This window comes from Solimonas aquatica, from assembly GCF_900111015.1.
GTDB lineage: Bacteria > Pseudomonadota > Gammaproteobacteria > Nevskiales > Nevskiaceae > Solimonas > Solimonas aquatica.
This window is the reverse complement of the sequence record NZ_FOFS01000010.1, coordinates 1-17,167: the sequence shown is the minus strand read 5'-3', so window position 1 is coordinate 17,167 and position 17,167 is coordinate 1. Positions and strand designations below refer to the sequence as shown.

Sequence of the window (17,167 nt, the reverse complement as noted above, 5' to 3'; positions counted from 1 at the left end):
GCGGGCCCATGTCCAAGCTCAGCGCCATGCCGCTTCGTCGCAACAGCCGCAAGACCGCCGCCAAAACGCCGCGCGGCTTGCGCGATACCGAGCGCGCCTACGAGCGCATCTGGAGCGCGATCATGGAGCACTCCCTGCCGCCGGGTACGCGCCTGGTGGAGGACAAGCTCTGCGAGATCTTCGGCATCGGCCGCACGCGCATCCGCCAGGTCTTGCAACGCCTCGCGCACGAGGGCGTGGTGACGCTGATGCCCAATCGTGGCGCGATGGTGGCCGAGCCCACGGTGCAGGAGGCGCGCGACATCTTCGAGGCACGCTGCATCCTGGAGGCCGGTATCGTCACGCAGTGCCTGAAGCGCGCCACGCGCGCCGATCTGCGGCGCTTGCGTGAGCATCTGATGCAGGAGAAGCAGGCCTGGCGCGAGGCCGACCGCCGCACCATGCTCAAGCTCTCCGGCGAGTTTCATCTGGTGATTGCCGAGCTGGCCGGCAATCACACGCTCACCAGCCTGCTGCGCGAGCTGGTCTCGCGCTCCTCGCTGATCATCGCCGTCTACGACCGTCCCGGCGCCGCGCCCTGTCCGCCGGACGAGCACCAGGCGCTGTGCGCGGCGCTGGAGCGCGGCGATCCCAATGCGGTGACGCTGATGCAGGAGCATCTGCGTCATGTGCTGGAAGGTCTGAATCTGGTCGAACACCACGATGAAGGTGTCGATCTCAAATCGGTGTTTGCCGATGTCGCCTGATCCGAACTACCCCCGAGACCTCGTTGGCTACGCGCGCCGGCCGCCGCATCCGCGCTGGCCCAAGAACGCGCGCATCGCCCTGCAGTTCGTGCTCAATCACGAAGAGGGCGCCGAGAACTGCGTGCTGCACGGCGATGCGAGCTCGGAAACCTTTCTCTCCGAGATCATCGGCGCGCAGGCTTTTCCCATGCGCCACATGAGCATGGAGTCGCTGTTCGAATACGGCTCGCGCGCCGGCCTCTGGCGCGTGCTGCGCGCCTTTGAATCGCGCAAGCTGCCGCTGACCGTGTTCGGTGTGGCCATGGCCTTGCAGCGTCATCCGGAAGCCCTGGCCGCGTATCGCGAGCTGGGTTACGAGATCGCCTGCCACGGCCTGCGCTGGATCAGCTACCAGCTGCTGGACGAGGCCACCGAGCGCGCGCACATGGCCGAGGCGGTGACCATCCTGCGTGAGCTTTGCGGCGAGGCGCCGCTGGGCTGGTACACCGGTCGCGACAGTCCCAATACGCGGCGCCTGGTGGTGGAGCACGGCGGCTTTGTCTACGACGCCGATTCCTATGCCGATGATCTGCCCTACTGGACGCAGGTGACGGTGCCGCGCGAGGGCGGCACGCAGACCCTGCCGCATCTGGTGGTGCCGTACACGCTCGACACCAACGATATGCGCTTTGCAGCCGTGCAGGGTTTCAACAGCGGCACGCAGTTCTTCCACTATCTGCGCGATGCCTTCGATACCTTGTATCGCGAGGGCGATCCCACGGGGCTGAATGCGCCGAAGATGCTGTCCATCGGCCTGCATCCGCGTCTGATCGGCCGGCCGGCGCGCATCGCCTCGCTGGAACGCTTCCTGGATTACGTGCTGGAGCACAGCGATGTCTGGGTGGCGCGGCGCATCGACATTGCGCGGCACTGGCAGGCCGTGCATCCATTCGGGAGTGCCGCATGATCAGCCTCGCGGCGCTCAATGCCCTGAGCGAGGCCGCGTTCGTGGCCGCGCTCTCCGGCATCTTCGAGCACTCGCCCTGGGTGGCGCAGCGCGTGGCGGCGCAGCGGCCGTTCTCCTCGCGGGCCTATCTGCACGAAGCCATGTGCGCGGCGGTGGACGCCGCCGGCGCCGAGGCGCAGCTGGCGCTGATCCGTGCGCATCCGGAACTGGCCGGCAAGGCAGCGGTGCGCGGCGAGCTCACCGCCGAGTCCACGCGCGAACAGGCCGGCGCGGGTCTGTCGCAATGCAGCCCGGAAGAATTCGAAAAGCTCACCGCGCTCAATGCCGCCTACAACGCGCGCTTCGGTTTTCCCTTCGTGCTGGCGGTGCGCGGCCACAATCGCGCCAGCATTCTCGCGGCCTTCGAACAGCGCCTGCAGCACGACGTGGACACCGAGCGCCAGACCGCGCTGGCGCAGATCGCGCGCATCGCGCGTTTTCGCCTGTACGAGAGCGTGAGCGCGCCGGCCGGCGCCGAGAGCATCGATATGCTCGAACAGCTGGCGCGCTATACGGACACGCCGGGCAGCCTGAGCTGCGCGTATCTGACACCCGCGCATCGGCAGGCGGCAGCGCTGATCCGCGACTGGATGCTGGCGGCCGGCCTGGAGGCGCAGGAGGACGCGGTCGGCAATGTCGTCGGCCGGCTGCGCTGCGGCCGCGGCGATGCACGCACGCTCCTGTGCGGCTCGCATTACGACACAGTGATCGATGCCGGCCGCTACGACGGTCGCCTGGGCATCGTGCTGCCGATTCTGGTGGCCCTGGAGCTGCGCCAGCAGCAGCGCCAGCTGCCTTTCGATCTGCAGATCATCGCCTTCGCCGACGAAGAAGGCGTGCGCTTCAAGTCCACCTTCCTGGGCAGCGCGGCGCTCACCGGCAGCTTCGATGCCCGCTGGCTGCAGGCGCGCGACAGCGGCGGGCTGAGCCTGCGCGAAGCCATGCTGGCAGCGGGCCTGGACCCCGAGGCCATCGCGGCGCTGGCGCTGGATCCGGCGAAGCTGCTGGGTTATGTCGAGCTGCACATCGAGCAGGGCCCGGTGCTGCTGCGGGAAAACCGCGCGCTGGGTGTGGTGACCGCGATTGCCGGCAGCCAGCGCTTCAGCGGTGCCTTCATCGGCCTCGCCGGTCATGCCGGCACCGTGCCCATGGACCTGCGCCAGGATGCGGCGGCTGCGGCTGCCGAGCTGCTGCTGTACGTGGAGCAGCGCTGCAGCGGGATCGCCGGACTGGTGGGCACCGTCGGCCGTCTGCAGGTGCCGAACGGGGCGATCAATGTCATTCCCGGCCGCTGCGAGTTCTCGCTGGACATTCGTGCCGGCGAGGACGCGCTGCGCAAGGCGGCGGTGGCCGATGTGCTGCATCAGGCGCGCAATATCGCGCAGCGTCGCGGTCTGCAGCTGGAGCTGACCGAGGTGATGCAGGCCAGTGCCGCGCCCTGCACGCCGCGCCTGCAGGCGCAATGGGCACAGGCCATCACGCGCGTCACCGGCGAGGCCGCGCCGCGCCATCTGCCCAGCGGCGCCGGCCATGATGCGATGAAGATGGCCGAGATCACCGGAATCGGCATGCTGTTCGTGCGCTGCGGGCGGGGCGGTATCAGCCATCATCCGGACGAGACCTTGAGCGCCGCCGATGCCGAACTGGCGGCGCGTGCCTTCCATGAATTCCTAGTGAGCTTTTCCGCATGAGCCTGCTGCCCCAGATCAGCGCCTTCGTCGACGCCGAGTTTTCCGCGGAGTGCGCGTTTCTCGCCGAGCTGGTGAAAGTGCCCAGCGACAATCCGCCCGGCGACTGCGCCGCGCATGCCGCGCGTGCGCGGCAGCTGCTGGAGCAACTGGGCTATACGGTGGAGGATCATGTGGTGCCGGATCAGACCGTGCACGCCGCAGGCATGATCAGCGCGCACAATCTGATCGTGCGGCGACGTTTCGGTGCGGGCCCGACCATCGCCCTCAATGCCCATGGCGATGTGGTGCCGCCGGGTCTGGGCTGGACGCAGCCGCCCTATGGCGGCGAGATCGTCGAGGAACCGGGTCATGGCCCGGCCATGTACGGGCGCGGCGTGGCGGTGAGCAAGTCCGACTTCGCCAGCTATACCTGGGCGCTGCGTGCGCTGGAGCATCTGGCCGCCAAGGGCGTGGCGCTCAAGGGCAGCATCGAGCTGCATCTGACCTATGACGAAGAAGCCGGCGGTGACATCGGTCCACGCTGGCTGCTGGAGCAGAATCTAAGCAAGCCCGATTACGCAATTGCCGCCGGCTTTTCCTACGCGGTGACCACCGCGCACAACGGCTGCCTGCATCTGGAAGTGACGGTGCGTGGCCGTCAGGGCCATGCGGCGATGCCGGAGTCCGGCGTCGATGCCCTGGCGGCGGCGACCCAGATCCTGCAGGCGCTCTACGACTCGCGCGAGGCGCTCAAGCGCCGGCGGTCCAGCACGCCGGGCATCCAGCATCCCACGCTCAACATCGGACTCATCGCAGGCGGCATCAACACCAATGTGGTGCCGGACAAGGTCAGCTTCCGCATCGACCGGCGCATGATTCCCGAAGAGTCCGTGGACGCCGCCGAAGCCGAGCTGCGCGCGCTGATTGATGCGGTGGCGGCGACACTGCCGGGCATCGTGGTCGAGCAGCGGCGCATTCTGCTGGCCCTGCCGCTGGTGAAGCTGCCGGGTGCGGAGAAACTGGTGAGCGCGCTGCAGCGTCATGGCGAAGCGGTGTTCGGCCTTGCGATTGCCGAGCACGGCGTGCCGCTCTACACCGACGCGCGGCATTACGCGGCGGCCGGCATTCCCATCGTGCTCTATGGCGCCGGTCCGCGCACGCTCGGTGAGGCCTGCGGCCATGCCGCCGACGAACATCTGCGTCTCTCCGATCTGCGTGGCGCGACCATCACCGTGGCGGCGGCGCTGGCGGAACTGCTGGGCGCTGCGGTCTGAGGCCGGGCTGCGGCCGCTCAGCGCAGAACCCGCACTGCATCGACGAAGTGTTCCTGCCAGTAGCGTAGCTGCACGCTGGCGACGATCACGCTGCGGCCGTTGGCAGGTGCGTGCACGGCCTGCTGATCACCCAGATACATGGCGACATGATCGATGCCGCGACCGCTGAAGCTGTAGAACAGCAGATCACCGGGTTCGGCGTCTTCCAGCTTGATGGCACGGCCGTAAGCGTGCTGTTCGCGTGTGGTGCGCGGCAGCGAGAGACCCGATTGCGCGTAGACGTACTGCACCAGACCGCTGCAATCGAAGCCTTCGGGTGTGGCGCCGCCGTAGCGATACGGACGTCCGACCTGGCCGAGGGCTTCCAGCACCAGGCTGCGGCGCGTGGCTTCGTTTTGCGGATCGGCGGGGAGGCTGCCGCAGGCGCCGAGCAGCGCGAGCACAAGCAGCAAGGCAGGACGCAGCCAGCGCCGCATACAGCGCTACGCCGGGAACGCGGTCTTGAGCATGGACGGGCGCTGTGCGATCTGCTCGTACCAGGCGGTCAGCGCCACACGCTCCTTGCGCCATTCCAGATACGGCAGGCGCAGATCGACATAGGCCAGGGCGCAGGCGATGGTGATTTCCACCGTGGTCGGCGTGCCCTCGCGCAGCTCGCCGGTTTCGGCATTGAGCTGGTCCAGCGCGCGGCGGATCGCGGCAGCCTGCCGGTCGAGAAACACCTGATAGATGATGCCCTCGGGCCGGCGCTTTTCATTGCGCGAGGCCACGGCTGCGTCCATGACGCCCTCGGCCAGATACTGGCGGCGCAGGGCACGCCAGCGCCGCGCGCCGCGCGGCAGCGGGGCCAGGCCATGCCCGCGCGTGAACAGATAACCGATGATCAGATTGGAATCGGGCAGGGCTTCGCCGTTCTCGGTGATCAGCGTCGGCACCTTGGACAGCGGATTGAAGGCGAGAAATTCCGGCGGCGCCTGATACGGGTCCAGATCGATCTCGTCGATCTGCGCGCTCAGGCCCAGCTCTTCGGCAACGACGCGGACTCGCCGCGCGTAGGGCGAGGTGGGGCTGGTGTAGAGCTTCATGCGCGGTGCCGGGGTTTCCGGCACCGCGCTGCTGGCTTCGGCGTTTTCGGGCGCCGCAGACTCGTCGCTGGCTTCTTGCATGCTGCGATTATGGCTCAGGCGCAGCGTCGCGCGAGACTTCAGCCGCCTTGCAGCTTGTCGAGGTAACGCTCGGCGTCCAGCGCCGCCTGGCAACCGGTGCCGGCGGAGGTGATGGCCTGGCGGTAGACGTGATCCATGACATCGCCGGCGGCAAACACGCCAGGCACGCTGGTGGCGGTGGCATCGCCCTGGCTGCCGGACTGCACCTTGAGATAACCACCTGCCATCTGTAGCTGGCCTTCGAAGATCGCGGTGTTCGGCGAGTGGCCGATGGCGATGAACACGCCCTTGAGCGTGATCTCGCGCGTGGCGCCGGTCTGCACATTCTTCACGCGCATGCCGGTCACGCCGCTGGCATCGCCCAGCACCTCGTCCAGGGTGTTGTGCCAGATGATTTCGACCTTGCCTTCCTCGGCGCGCTTGAACAGCTTGTCGTGCAGGATCTTCTCGCCCTTGAACTTGTCGCGACGGTGCACGACATAAACCTTCTTGGCGATATTGGCCAGGTACAGGGCTTCCTCGACGGCGGTATTGCCGCCGCCGATCACCGCCACTTCCTCGTTCTTGTAGAAGAAGCCGTCGCAGGTGGCGCAGGCGGAAACGCCCTTGCCGCGGAAGGCCTGCTCGCTGTCCAGGCCCAGGTACTTGGCGCTGGCACCGGTGGCGATGATCAGGGCATCGCAGCTGTACTCGCCCTGGTCGCCCTTGAGCGTGAAGGGACGCTGCTGGAGATTGACCTCATGGATATGGTCGTAGATGAACTGGGTGTCGAAGCGTTCGGCATGCTGCTGCATGCGCGCCATCAGATCCGGACCCATCAGGCCGTGCACGTCGCCAGGCCAGTTATCCACTTCCGTGGTGGTCATCAGCTGACCGCCGACTTCCAGACCGGTGATCATCACGGGCTTGAGATTGGCGCGGGCGGCATAGACCGCAGCGGTGTAGCCGGCGGGGCCGGAGCCGAGAATGATCAGTCGGTGATGAGTCATGGTCTAAAAGTATTCTGGGGTGGGGCGGGCTTGCGGCAGCTTAAGACCCGGCGCTTTAGAATGGGTTCGCCGCGCTGCCAATCAATGGCTGCAGGCACAAGGCCTGCGCCGTCATCGGTGGTACGCGAGGCGGCGCTATCATAGCCCGGGCCAATGGCGATGATCAGATAAATCAACTTCCTGTATCGCCTCCGGCTGGCTAATCTAGCCCCGCTTTCCACACACCCATTTCAACACAAGAGGTCTGACATGTCCTTGATCAATACCAAAATCAAAGAGTTCAAAGCCAATGCCTTCCACAACGGCAAGTTCGTGGAAGTCAGCAACGAGACCATGAAGGGCAAGTGGTCGGTGGTGATCTTCATGCCGGCCGCCTTCACCTTCAACTGCCCGACGGAAGTCGAGGACGCTGCCAACAACTACGCCGAGTTCCAGAAGGCCGGCGCCGAGGTGTACATCGTCACCACCGACACGCATTTCTCGCACAAGGTCTGGCACGAGACCTCGCCGGCGGTGGGCAAGGCCAAGTTCCCGCTGGTGGGCGATCCCACGCACCAGCTGACCCGCGCCTTCGATGTGCATATCGACGAGGAAGGCCTGGCCCTGCGCGGCACCTTCATCATCAATCCGGAAGGCGTGATCAAGACCCTGGAGATCCACTCCAACGAGATCGCCCGCGACGTGTCGGAAACCCTGCGCAAGCTCAAGGCTGCCCAGTACACCGCCGCCAACCCCGGCCAGGTCTGCCCGGCCAAGTGGAAGGAAGGCGCCAAGACCATCGCGCCCTCGCTCGATCTCGTCGGCAAGATCTAAACCGACGTTCGGCGGGCCGGCGCTGCCGGCCCGCCGCTCCCCTCGACTCCCGCCGCAATCCCGCAGCTTAGGCTTGGGCGGGCAGGGGAGACTGCTGTCCTTAATTGGAGCTCACGGAGTACCGCCATGCTGGAAGACAATCTCAAGCAACAGCTGCAAGCCTATCTGGAGCGCCTGACGCGCCCGGTGGCCATCGTCGCCAGTGCCGACGACAGCGAAGCCTCGCGCGAGATGCTGGCGCTGCTGCAGGACATCGTCACGCTCTCGCCCTTGCTGAGCCTCAGCCAGGACGACAGCAGCCCGGCGCGCAAGCCCTCGTTCGCGCTGAGCAGCCCGGGGCAGGCCATCCAGCTGCGTTTCGCCGGCATTCCCATGGGCCATGAATTCACCTCCCTGGTGCTGGCGCTGCTGCAGGTCGGCGGCTATCCGCCCAAGGTGGAAGAGGCGGTGCTGGAACAGATCCGCGCGCTCGATGGCGAGTACCGGTTCGAGACCTACATCTCCCTGAGCTGCCAGAACTGCCCGGAAGTCGTGCAGGCCCTGAACCTGATGGCGGTGGTGAATCCGAAGATTTCCCACACCATGGTCGATGGCGCGCTGTTCCAGGAAGAAGTGGAGCGCCTGCAAATTCTTTCGGTGCCGCAGATTTTCCTGAACGGCGAGCCGTTCGGCGCCGGCCGCATGGGCGTGGAGGAAATCCTCGCCAAGCTCGACACCGGCGCCTCGGCGCGTGATGCCGAGAAGATGAAGGCCAAGGACATTTTCGATGTGCTGGTGGTGGGCGGCGGCCCGGCCGGCGCGGCGGCGGCGATCTATGCCGCACGCAAGGGTATCCGCACCGGTGTCGCCGCCGAGCGCTTCGGCGGTCAGGTGCTGGACACCATGGGCATCGAGAACTTCATCTCGGTGCAGGAGACCGAGGGGCCTAAGCTGGCCGCCGCGCTGGAACAGCATGTGCGCCACTATGAGGTGGACATCATGAACCGCCAGCGCGCGCAGAAGCTGCAGGCGGCGGCGGATGGCACGCTGGAGGTGCAGTTCGAAAGCGGCGGCACGCTCAAGGCCAAAAGCGTGGTGCTGGCCACCGGCGCGCGCTGGCGGCAGATGAATGTGCCGGGCGAGGAGCAGTACCGCACGCGCGGCGTCGCCTACTGCCCGCACTGCGACGGCCCGCTGTTCAAGGGCAAGCGCGTGGCGGTGATCGGTGGCGGCAATTCCGGTGTGGAAGCGGCCATCGACCTGGCCGGCATCGTCAGCCATGTCACGCTGATCGAGTTCGATGCACAGCTGCGCGCCGACGCGGTGCTGCAGAACAAGCTGCGCAGCCTGCCCAATGTCGAGATCATCGTCTCGGCGCAGACCACCGAGGTCACCGGCGACGGGCAGAAGGTCAACGGCCTGAAGTACAAGGAGCGCGTCAGCGGCGAGATCCGGCACCTGACGCTGGAAGGCATCTTCGTGCAGATCGGCCTGCTGCCCAACACCGAGTGGCTGAAGGACACCATCAAGCTCTCGCCGCGTGGCGAGATCGAGATCGACGCGCGTGGCGCCACCTCGCTGCCCGGGGTGTTTGCCGCCGGTGACTGCACCACGGTGCCCTACAAGCAGATCGTGATTGCGATGGGCGAGGGCTCCAAGGCGGCGCTGTCGGCCTTCGATCATCTGATCCGCAGCTCGGCGCCGGCGGTGGCCAAGGCCGCATGACAGTGAGATGACAGCCATGACGCAGCGGCCTTGCGCCGCTTCGTCATGGAACTGTCACCTCTTGTTCATAGACTGGTCCTGGACTTTAATGGGACCATGGCTATGCAAGGCAAACTGGTGCTGATCGTCGATGACGAGGCACCGATTCGCGAGATGCTGCGCTTCGCTCTCACGCGCGCCGAATATCGCGTCGCCGAGGCGGGCAATGCACAGGAGGCGCGCCTGCGCGTCGCCGACGAGCGCCCAGACCTGATTCTGATGGACTGGATGATGCCCGGTGTGTCCGGCATCGAGCTGACCCGCGAGTTCAAAAGCCAGGCGCAGACCCGCGATATTCCCGTGATCATGGTCACCGCGCGCGTCGAGGAAGAAGACAAGGTGCGCGGCCTCAACACCGGCTGCGACGACTACGTCTCCAAGCCCTTCTCCTATCCCGAGCTGATTGCGCGCATCCAGGCGGTGCTGCGTCGCGCGATGCCCGGCGGTGAGGAAGAACGCATGGCGGTCAACGGCCTGGAAGTGGATGCCGCCAGCCAGCGCGTCACCGCCAAGGGCGAGCCGGTGCGACTGGGGCCCACGGAATACCGCCTGCTGCATTTCTTCGTCAGCCATCCTGAGCGCGTCTACACCCGCGAGCAGGTGCTGGACCGCGTCTGGGGACAGAACGTCTACGTCGAGGAGCGCACCGTGGACGTGCACATCCGGCGTCTACGCAAGGCTCTGGAGCCCTTCGGTTATGATGGCATGATCCAAACCGTGCGCGGTTCCGGCTATCGCTTCTCCGAGAAAGTGTAAGACCGGCACCGCCGCGCATCCGGCCCCCGCGCATGCAGGCACCACAGCAAGACATTCCGTCGCCCGAGTCGCCGGCCGAGGCTTTGCCCGAGGACTTTCCCTCGCGCACGACGTTCTGGCGCGGCGCAGCGCGCATGGCCTTGACCGCCGGCAGCGGTGCGGCGCTGGGCGCCATCGTGCATCACCCGGCATTTGGCGCGGCGCTGGCGCTGAGTGCGCATGGCCTGGCGCAGCTGCGGCAGCTGGTGCGGCTGCGCGCCTGGCTGCACAGGCCCAAGCGGCATCCCCTGCCGGATTCGGCGGGCCTGTGGGGCGAGGCCTTCGATCTGCTGCTGGAGATGCAGCGCAAGAATCGCAAGCGCAAGCGCAAGCTCAGCCTGATGCTCGCCGAGTTTCAGGCCTCCACGGCAGCGCTGCCCGACGGTGCGGTGGTGCTCGGCGAGCGCGGCGAGATTTCCTGGTTCAACGCCGCTGCGCAGAAGCTGCTGGGCCTGCGCTCGCCGCAAGATCTGGGCATCCGCATTCCCAACTTGATCCGTCATCCCAGCTTCACGGACTTCTTCGAGCAGGGCGATTTCGAGCGCGAGACCGAGGCCCCTTCGCCAGCCAATCGCAACCGGCTGCTGTCGCTGCGCATCATTCCCTACGGCAATGAGCAGAAGCTGCTGATCGTGCGCGATGTCTCCGAGCGCCGGCAGCTGGAGGCGGCGCGTCGCGATTTCGTTGCCAATGCCTCGCATGAACTGCGCACGCCGCTGACGGTGCTGCGCGGCTATCTGGACCTGATGGAGATGGACGCGCAGGGCAGCGGTCCGCTCAATGCCTGGCGCACGCCGGTGGCCGAGATGCGCGCGCAGGCGCTGCGCATGGAGGCCCTGGTCAACGACATGCTCAAGCTGGCGCGGCTGGAATCGGACCGCACCCGCAATGACGAACGCCTGCAGGTGCCGGCGCTGATCCGTCGGGCCATCGAAGAAGCCAAGGCCGTATCCAAGGCGCAGCACCGCTTCGAGGCTCGCATCGATGACAACCTGTTGCTCAAGGGCGGCGAAAACGAGCTGCACAGCATCATCATCAATCTGCTCACCAATGCCGTGCGTTACACCCCGGCGGGCGGCGTGATCCGCGTCAGCTGGGAGCGCAGCGTGGAAGGCGCCCGTTTCGCCGTGGCCGATACCGGCATCGGCATTGCCCAGGAAGATATCCCGCGACTCACCGAGCGCTTCTATCGCGTCGATGTCGGCCGCTCGCGGGCATCCGGCGGCACTGGTCTGGGCCTGTCCATCGTCAAGCACGCGCTGGAGGGTTTTGATGCCGAGTTGAGCATCGAGAGCGAGCTGGGGGTGGGCTCCACTTTCCGCTGCAGCTTCCCGCATCACCGCGTCGAGCAGCTGGTGAACAAGGCCGAGCCGGCGCTGAAATAGCTTCGGCCACAAGACGAGCTGCGCAAGCTGGCGATGAAATCGCCAGAAAATGGTTAGAAATTAATCGTTTCCAGCGCAGACATCACGGCGCCATGCACAGGCTGAAAACAAAAAATCGTTTCCTTTCATCGCTTTGAAAAAAAGCTGCGAAAGAGCTGTTGCAGCACCTCGAAAATCCCCTATTATTCGCCCCCCGCTGCACGGCGGCGCTGAAGAAAAGCGCGAAGCTGAGTGGCCTGATCTTTAAGAACAAAGCAAGTGATTTGTGTGGGTGCTCCCATGGTGATGGCGAAGCCATTGCAACATGAGAGTATCAACGTAAGCCAAAGTTGATTGAGCTTATCGAAGATGACTCTTCGATGGTTCTGGAGCGTTTAGCCACGTTCTGGGACTGTTATTTGGATCTAGCTTTACACCTTTAAAGTGGAGAGTTTGATCCTGGCTCAGATTGAACGCTGGCGGCATGCCTAACACATGCAAGTCGCGCGGGGTGTAGCAATACATCTAGCGGCGGACGGGTGAGGAACACATAGGAATTTGCCTTTAGGTGGGGGATAGCCCAGGGAAACTTGGAGTAATACCGCATGATGTCGAGAGACCAAAGCAGGGGATCGCAAGACCTTGCGCCTTTAGAGGAGCCTATGTCTGATTAGCTAGTTGGTAGGGTAATGGCCTACCAAGGCGACGATCAGTAACTGGTCTGAGAGGACGATCAGTCACACCGGAACTGAGACACGGTCCGGACTCCTACGGGAGGCAGCAGTGGGGAATATTGGACAATGGGCGCAAGCCTGATCCAGCAATGCCGCGTGTGTGAAGAAGGCCTTCGGGTTGTAAAGCACTTTAGGCTGGGAAGAAAAAGTCGGAGCTAATATCTCCGACCTTGACGGTACCAGAAGAATAAGCACCGGCTAACTCTGTGCCAGCAGCCGCGGTAATACAGAGGGTGCAAGCGTTAATCGGATTTACTGGGCGTAAAGCGTGTGTAGGTGGTTATTCAAGTCGGTTGTGAAATCCCCGGGCTCAACCTGGGAACTGCTTCCGAGACTGAAAGACTAGAGTACGGTAGAGGGCGGTGGAATTTCCGGTGTAGCGGTGAAATGCGTAGATATCGGAAGGAACATCAATGGCGAAGGCAGCCGCCTGGGCCTGTACTGACACTGAGACACGAAAGCGTGGGGATCAAACAGGATTAGATACCCTGGTAGTCCACGCCGTAAACGATGAGAACTTGACGTCGGTTTGCTCAGCAAGTCGGTGTCGCAGCTAACGCGATAAGTTCTCCGCCTGGGGAGTACGGCCGCAAGGTTGAAACTCAAAGGAATTGACGGGGGCCCGCACAAGCGGTGGAGTATGTGGTTTAATTCGATGCAACGCGAAGAACCTTACCTGGGCTTGACATGCTAGGAATCCTGCAGAGATGTGGGAGTGCCCGCAAGGGAACCTAGACACAGGTGCTGCATGGCTGTCGTCAGCTCGTGTCGTGAGATGTTGGGTTAAGTCCCGCAACGAGCGCAACCCTTGCCCTTAGTTGCCACCATTTAGTTGAGCACTCTAAGGGGACCGCCAGTGACAAACTGGAGGAAGGTGGGGATGACGTCAAGTCATCATGGCCCTTATGCCCAGGGCTACACACGTACTACAATGGACAGTACAGAGGGTCGCCAAACCGCAAGGTGGAGCTAATCCCAAAAAGCTGTTCGTAGTCCGGATCGAGGTCTGCAACTCGACCTCGTGAAGTCGGAATCGCTAGTAATCGCCGATCAGCATTTGCGGCGGTGAATACGTTCCCGGGCCTTGTACACACCGCCCGTCACACCATGGAAGTCTGTTGCACCAGAAGTAGGTAGTCTAACCGCAAGGGGGGCGCTTACCACGGTGTGGCCGATGACTGGGGTGAAGTCGTAACAAGGTAGCCGTAGGGGAACCTGCGGCTGGATCACCTCCTTTCAAGTACGCTTCAAAGCGCCTTGGGAGCATCCAACACAAGTCACTTGCACTAAGTATCGAGAGCCGCGGAAGCACGTGCGGTTCTGCCCGAAACAGGTTTGAAATCGCACGGTTTGACCTGGGGGTCTGTAGCTCAGCTGGTTAGAGCACACGCTTGATAAGCGTGGGGTCGCTGGTTCAAATCCAGCCAGACCCACCAACCTAGCGAATACACACAAATCGGGTATCCGGGGCCATAGCTCAGCTGGGAGAGCATCTGCTTTGCAAGCAGAGGGTCGTCGGTTCGATCCCGACTGGCTCCACCACCGATTCCGGAAAGCATTTGTTGTGAATGTTTTCCCGAATCTACGTGAGTAGATCTGTTCTTTAACAATACGGTTTAGTAGTTGAACACTGTTGTCATTAGTTGATTAGCGTAAAGCTAGTTGAACTCAATGCCATAGGTGCTTAACGGCGAAGATTGTCGAGTGAGATCTAGGCTTCGACGTTCGAAAGAATGTTTGAGGTTATATGATCAAGTGAACAAGCGCATCTGGTGGATGCCTTGGCGACAACAGGCGATGAAGGACGTAGTAGTCTGCGATAAGCCGCGGCGAGCTGACAAACGAGCTTTGACCCGCGGATTTCCGAATGGGGCAACCCAGGGCTTTTGGCCCTATCTGTCACTGAATCCATAGGTGGCGGAAGCTAACGCAGGGAACTGAAACATCTAAGTACCTGCAGGAAAAGAAATCAACCGAGATTCCGCTAGTAGTGGCGAGCGAACGCGGATCAGCCCAAAAGTTTTGTATGTCTTAGCAAAGCAGTCTGGAAAGGCTGGCCATAGTGGGTGATAGCCCCGTATGCGAAAAGGCATGTGAAATGAAATTGAGTAAGGCGAGGCACGTGAAACCTTGTCTGAACATGGGGGGACCATCCTCCAAGGCTAAATACTCGTTGTCGACCGATAGCGAACCAGTACCGTGAGGGAAAGGCGAAAAGAACCCCGGAGAGGGGAGTGAAATAGAACCTGAAACCGGATGCGTACAAGTAGTCGGAGCCCGCAAGGGTGACGGCGTACCTTTTGTATAATGGGTCAGCGACTTACTTCTCAGTAGCAAGGCTAACCGTATAGGGGAGCCGTAGGGAAACCGAGTCTTAATAGGGCGAATAGTTGCTGGGAGTAGACCCGAAACCCGTCGATCTATCCATGAACAGGGTGAAGAGTGGGTAACACCACTTGGAGGCCCGAACGAACTCCCGTTGAAAAGGTAGTCGATGATTTGTGGATAGGAGTGAAAGGCTAATCAAGGCGGGTGATAGCTGGTTCTCCTCGAAAGCTATTTAGGTAGCGCCTCATGTATCACTGTCGGGGGTAGAGCACTGTTACGGTCTGGGGGGAGCACAAGTTCCTACCCAACTGTTGCAAACTCCGAATACCGACAAGTGCAATCATGGGAGACACACGGTGGGAGCTAAATTTCATCGTGAAAAGGGAAACAGCCCTGACCGCCAGCTAAGGTCCCAAAATTACCGCTAAGTGGTGAACGATGTGGGAAGGCTAAGACAGCCAGGATGTTGGCTTAGAAGCAGCCATCATTTAAAGAAAGCGTAATAGCTCACTGGTCGAGTCGGCCCGCGCGGAAGATGTAACGGGGCTCAAGCGGTGTACCGAAGCTGCGGATGCATAGCAATATGCGTGGTAGAGGAGCGTTCTGTAAGCCTGTGAAGGTGAACCGTAAGGTTTGCTGGAGGTATCAGAAGTGCGAATGCTGACATGAGTAACGACAATACGGGTGAAAAACCCGTTCGCCGTAAGCCCAAGGGTTCCAGCGCAACGGTAATCGGCGCTGGGTGAGTCGGATCCTAAGGCGAGGCCGAGAGGCGTAGTCGATGGAAAGCTGGTTAATATTCCAGCACTTGTTGATGCTGCGATGGGGTGACGGAGAAGGTTAGGGTAGCTGCCTGTTGGATGGTAGTTTAAGCCCGTAGGAAGACCTCTTAGGCAAATCCGGGAGGTCAATTCTGAAAGGTGATGACGAGTCTCTTTTGAGACGAAGTACCTGATACCCCGCTTCCAAGAAAAACCTCTAAGCTTCAGGCATCAAGAATCCGTACCCGAAACCGACACAGGTGGGCGAGGAGAGTATCCTAAGGCGTTTGAGACAACTCGGATGAAGGAACTCGGCAAATTAGTGCCGTAACTTCGGGAGAAGGCACGCCCGCGCAAGCGGGCCGCAGTGAAGAGGGGGTTGCGACTGTTTATCAAAAACACAGGACTCTGCAAACACGAAAGTGGACGTATAGGGTCTGACACCTGCCCGGTGCTGGAAGGTTAAGTGATGGGGTCAGCCGCAAGGCGAAGCTCTTGATCGAAGCCCCAGTAAACGGCGGCCGTAACTATAACGGTCCTAAGGTAGCGAAATTCCTTGTCGGGTAAGTTCCGACCTGCACGAATGGTGTAACGATAGCCCCACTGTCTCCATCCGAGGCTCAGTGAAATTAAAATCGCTGTGACGATGCAGTGTTCCCGCGGCAAGACGGAAAGACCCCGTGAACCTTTACTATAACTTTACACTGGAGTTTGAGTTTGCTTGTGTAGCATAGGTGGGAGCCTTTGAGATCAGGGCGCTAGCTCTGATGGAGGCGTCGTTGAAATACCACCCTGGTAAACTCGAATTTCTAACCTCGTCCCGTTATCCGGGACAGGGACATTGTATGGTGGGTAGTTTGACTGGGGCGGTCTCCTCCCAAAGAGTAACGGAGGAGTGCGAAGGTTAGCTCAGCGCGGTCGGAAATCGCGCTCTTGAGTGCATAGGCATAAGCTAGCTTGACTGCGAGACAAACAAGTCGAGCAGGTACGAAAGTAGGTCTAAGTGATCCGGTGGTTCTGTATGGAAGGGCCATCGCTCAACGGATAAAAGGTACTCCGGGGATAACAGGCTGATACTGCCCAAGAGTCCATATCGACGGCAGTGTTTGGCACCTCGATGTCGGCTCATCTCATCCTGGGGCTGTAGTCGGTCCCAAGGGTCCGGCTGTTCGCCGGTTAAAGAGGTACGCGAGCTGGGTTCAGAACGTCGTGAGACAGTTCGGTCCCTATCTGCCGTGGGCGTTCGAGATTTGAAGGGAGTTCACCTTAGTACGAGAGGACCGGGTGGAACGTACCTCTGGTGTTCCAGTTGTCACGCCAGTGGCATCGCTGGGTAGCTATGTACGGACGGGATAACCGCTGAAAGCATCTAAGCGGGAAGCCCACCTTAAGATGAGATCTCGCGGGACTTTAAGTCCCCTGAAGAGCCCTTGTAGACCACAAGGTTGATAGGCGCGATGTGGAAGTGCAGTAATGCATGAAGCTAACGCGTACTAATTGCTCGTGAGGCTTGATCATATAACGCTCAAGCATTTTTACCGTTAAGAACTGAAGGCATTGAGAAATGTGCTTCAGTGTTCAACTACCAAAACCGAATTCGAGAAATTGACCGCAAGTCAGTTTCTCGGCCAGTTTCCCTGGCGGCCATAGCGAGTTGGAACCACCCGTTCCCATCCCGAACACGGAAGTGAAACGACTCAGCGCCGATGATAGTGTGGCAGCTGCCATGTGAGAGTAGGACACTGCCAGGGTCTTAAACCAAAAACCCCGATGCCAAATGCATCGGGGTTTTTCTTTTG

At 61.9% G+C, this 17,167-nt stretch carries 11 protein-coding genes, 2 tRNA genes and 3 rRNA genes; 13 read left to right on the top strand and 3 right to left on the bottom strand.

Going from position 1 to position 17,167, the window contains the following annotated elements:
• Nucleotides 1-8 precede the first annotated feature (8 nt).
• From BMY12_RS12845 to BMY12_RS12830, 4 genes are read left to right on the top strand one after another with little or no spacing between them, the layout of a single operon-like run.
• Nucleotides 9-746: a GntR family transcriptional regulator gene (locus tag BMY12_RS12845; protein ID WP_218140187.1), complete on the top strand. Its 738-nt coding sequence runs from the start codon at nt 9-11 to the stop codon at nt 744-746.
• Entirely contained in the window at nt 736-1,692 is a 957-nt protein-coding gene (gene puuE, locus BMY12_RS12840) for an allantoinase PuuE (RefSeq protein WP_093286860.1), read from the top strand. The genes BMY12_RS12845 and puuE overlap by 11 nt, the downstream gene beginning before the upstream one ends.
• Complete coding sequence (locus BMY12_RS12835; protein WP_093286857.1) at nt 1,689-3,422, top strand: allantoate amidohydrolase; 1,734 nt, start codon at nt 1,689-1,691, stop codon at nt 3,420-3,422. The genes puuE and BMY12_RS12835 overlap by 4 nt, the downstream gene beginning before the upstream one ends.
• Nucleotides 3,419-4,675, top strand: a complete 1,257-nt coding sequence (locus BMY12_RS12830; protein WP_093286854.1) for a M20/M25/M40 family metallo-hydrolase — start codon at nt 3,419-3,421, stop codon at nt 4,673-4,675. Before BMY12_RS12835 ends, BMY12_RS12830 begins: the two co-directional genes overlap by 4 nt.
• Nucleotides 4,676-4,692: 17 nt before the next feature.
• Here the strand turns inward: BMY12_RS12830 and BMY12_RS12825 are convergent, their stop codons facing one another.
• From BMY12_RS12825 to trxB, 3 genes are read right to left on the bottom strand one after another with little or no spacing between them, the layout of a single operon-like run.
• Entirely contained in the window at nt 4,693-5,118 is a 426-nt protein-coding gene (locus BMY12_RS12825) for a C40 family peptidase (protein WP_245732512.1), read from the bottom strand.
• 39 nt (nt 5,119-5,157) lie between these two features.
• Complete coding sequence (locus BMY12_RS12820; protein WP_093286849.1) at nt 5,158-5,841, bottom strand: glutathione S-transferase family protein; 684 nt, start codon at nt 5,839-5,841, stop codon at nt 5,158-5,160.
• A gap of 38 nt (nt 5,842-5,879) precedes the next feature.
• Nucleotides 5,880-6,830, bottom strand: coding sequence for a thioredoxin-disulfide reductase (trxB, locus tag BMY12_RS12815; protein WP_093286846.1), 951 nt, complete (start codon nt 6,828-6,830; stop codon nt 5,880-5,882).
• A 249-nt stretch (nt 6,831-7,079) separates the two neighbouring features.
• On the opposite strand from trxB, the gene ahpC reads away from it, so the two are divergent.
• From ahpC to rrf, 9 genes are all read left to right on the top strand, one after another.
• Nucleotides 7,080-7,643 carry an alkyl hydroperoxide reductase subunit C gene (gene ahpC, locus BMY12_RS12810; RefSeq protein WP_093286843.1) on the top strand — a complete coding sequence of 188 codons (564 nt, stop codon included), beginning with the start codon at nt 7,080-7,082 and terminating at the stop codon, nt 7,641-7,643.
• A 126-nt stretch (nt 7,644-7,769) separates the two neighbouring features.
• Entirely contained in the window at nt 7,770-9,347 is a 1,578-nt protein-coding gene (ahpF, locus tag BMY12_RS12805; RefSeq protein ID WP_093286841.1) for an alkyl hydroperoxide reductase subunit F, read from the top strand.
• A 102-nt stretch (nt 9,348-9,449) separates the two neighbouring features.
• Nucleotides 9,450-10,142 carry a phosphate regulon transcriptional regulator PhoB gene (phoB, locus tag BMY12_RS12800; RefSeq protein WP_218140186.1) on the top strand — a complete coding sequence of 231 codons (693 nt, stop codon included), beginning with the start codon at nt 9,450-9,452 and terminating at the stop codon, nt 10,140-10,142.
• Nucleotides 10,143-10,174: 32 nt separating this feature from the next.
• Nucleotides 10,175-11,566: a phosphate regulon sensor histidine kinase PhoR gene (gene phoR / locus BMY12_RS12795; RefSeq protein ID WP_093286836.1), complete on the top strand. Its 1,392-nt coding sequence runs from the start codon at nt 10,175-10,177 to the stop codon at nt 11,564-11,566.
• A 420-nt stretch (nt 11,567-11,986) separates the two neighbouring features.
• Nucleotides 11,987-13,516, top strand: a 16S ribosomal RNA gene (locus BMY12_RS12790).
• A 122-nt stretch (nt 13,517-13,638) separates the two neighbouring features.
• A tRNA-Ile gene (locus BMY12_RS12785) sits at nt 13,639-13,715 on the top strand.
• A 30-nt stretch (nt 13,716-13,745) separates the two neighbouring features.
• Nucleotides 13,746-13,821, top strand: a tRNA-Ala gene (locus tag BMY12_RS12780).
• A 207-nt stretch (nt 13,822-14,028) separates the two neighbouring features.
• Nucleotides 14,029-16,886, top strand: a 23S ribosomal RNA gene (locus tag BMY12_RS12775).
• A 118-nt stretch (nt 16,887-17,004) separates the two neighbouring features.
• Nucleotides 17,005-17,119 (top strand): 5S ribosomal RNA (gene rrf / locus BMY12_RS12770).
• The 16S, 23S and 5S rRNA genes sit together here with 2 tRNA genes alongside, the layout of an rRNA operon.
• The last annotated feature ends 48 nt before the right edge of the window (nt 17,120-17,167 follow it).

Coding starts and splice junctions, on each gene's coding strand:
- trxB (WP_093286846.1), bottom strand. CDS start 6,830: ATGACTCATCACCGACTGATCATTCTCGGCTCCGGCCCCGCCGGCTAC.
- BMY12_RS12830 (WP_093286854.1), top strand. CDS start 3,419: ATGAGCCTGCTGCCCCAGATCAGCGCCTTCGTCGACGCCGAGTTTTCC.
- ahpF (WP_093286841.1), top strand. CDS start 7,770: ATGCTGGAAGACAATCTCAAGCAACAGCTGCAAGCCTATCTGGAGCGC.
- BMY12_RS12845 (WP_218140187.1), top strand. CDS start 9: ATGTCCAAGCTCAGCGCCATGCCGCTTCGTCGCAACAGCCGCAAGACC.
- ahpC (WP_093286843.1), top strand. CDS start 7,080: ATGTCCTTGATCAATACCAAAATCAAAGAGTTCAAAGCCAATGCCTTC.
- phoB (WP_218140186.1), top strand. CDS start 9,450: ATGCAAGGCAAACTGGTGCTGATCGTCGATGACGAGGCACCGATTCGC.
- phoR (WP_093286836.1), top strand. CDS start 10,175: ATGCAGGCACCACAGCAAGACATTCCGTCGCCCGAGTCGCCGGCCGAG.
- puuE (WP_093286860.1), top strand. CDS start 736: ATGTCGCCTGATCCGAACTACCCCCGAGACCTCGTTGGCTACGCGCGC.
- BMY12_RS12820 (WP_093286849.1), bottom strand. CDS start 5,841: ATGCAAGAAGCCAGCGACGAGTCTGCGGCGCCCGAAAACGCCGAAGCC.
- BMY12_RS12835 (WP_093286857.1), top strand. CDS start 1,689: ATGATCAGCCTCGCGGCGCTCAATGCCCTGAGCGAGGCCGCGTTCGTG.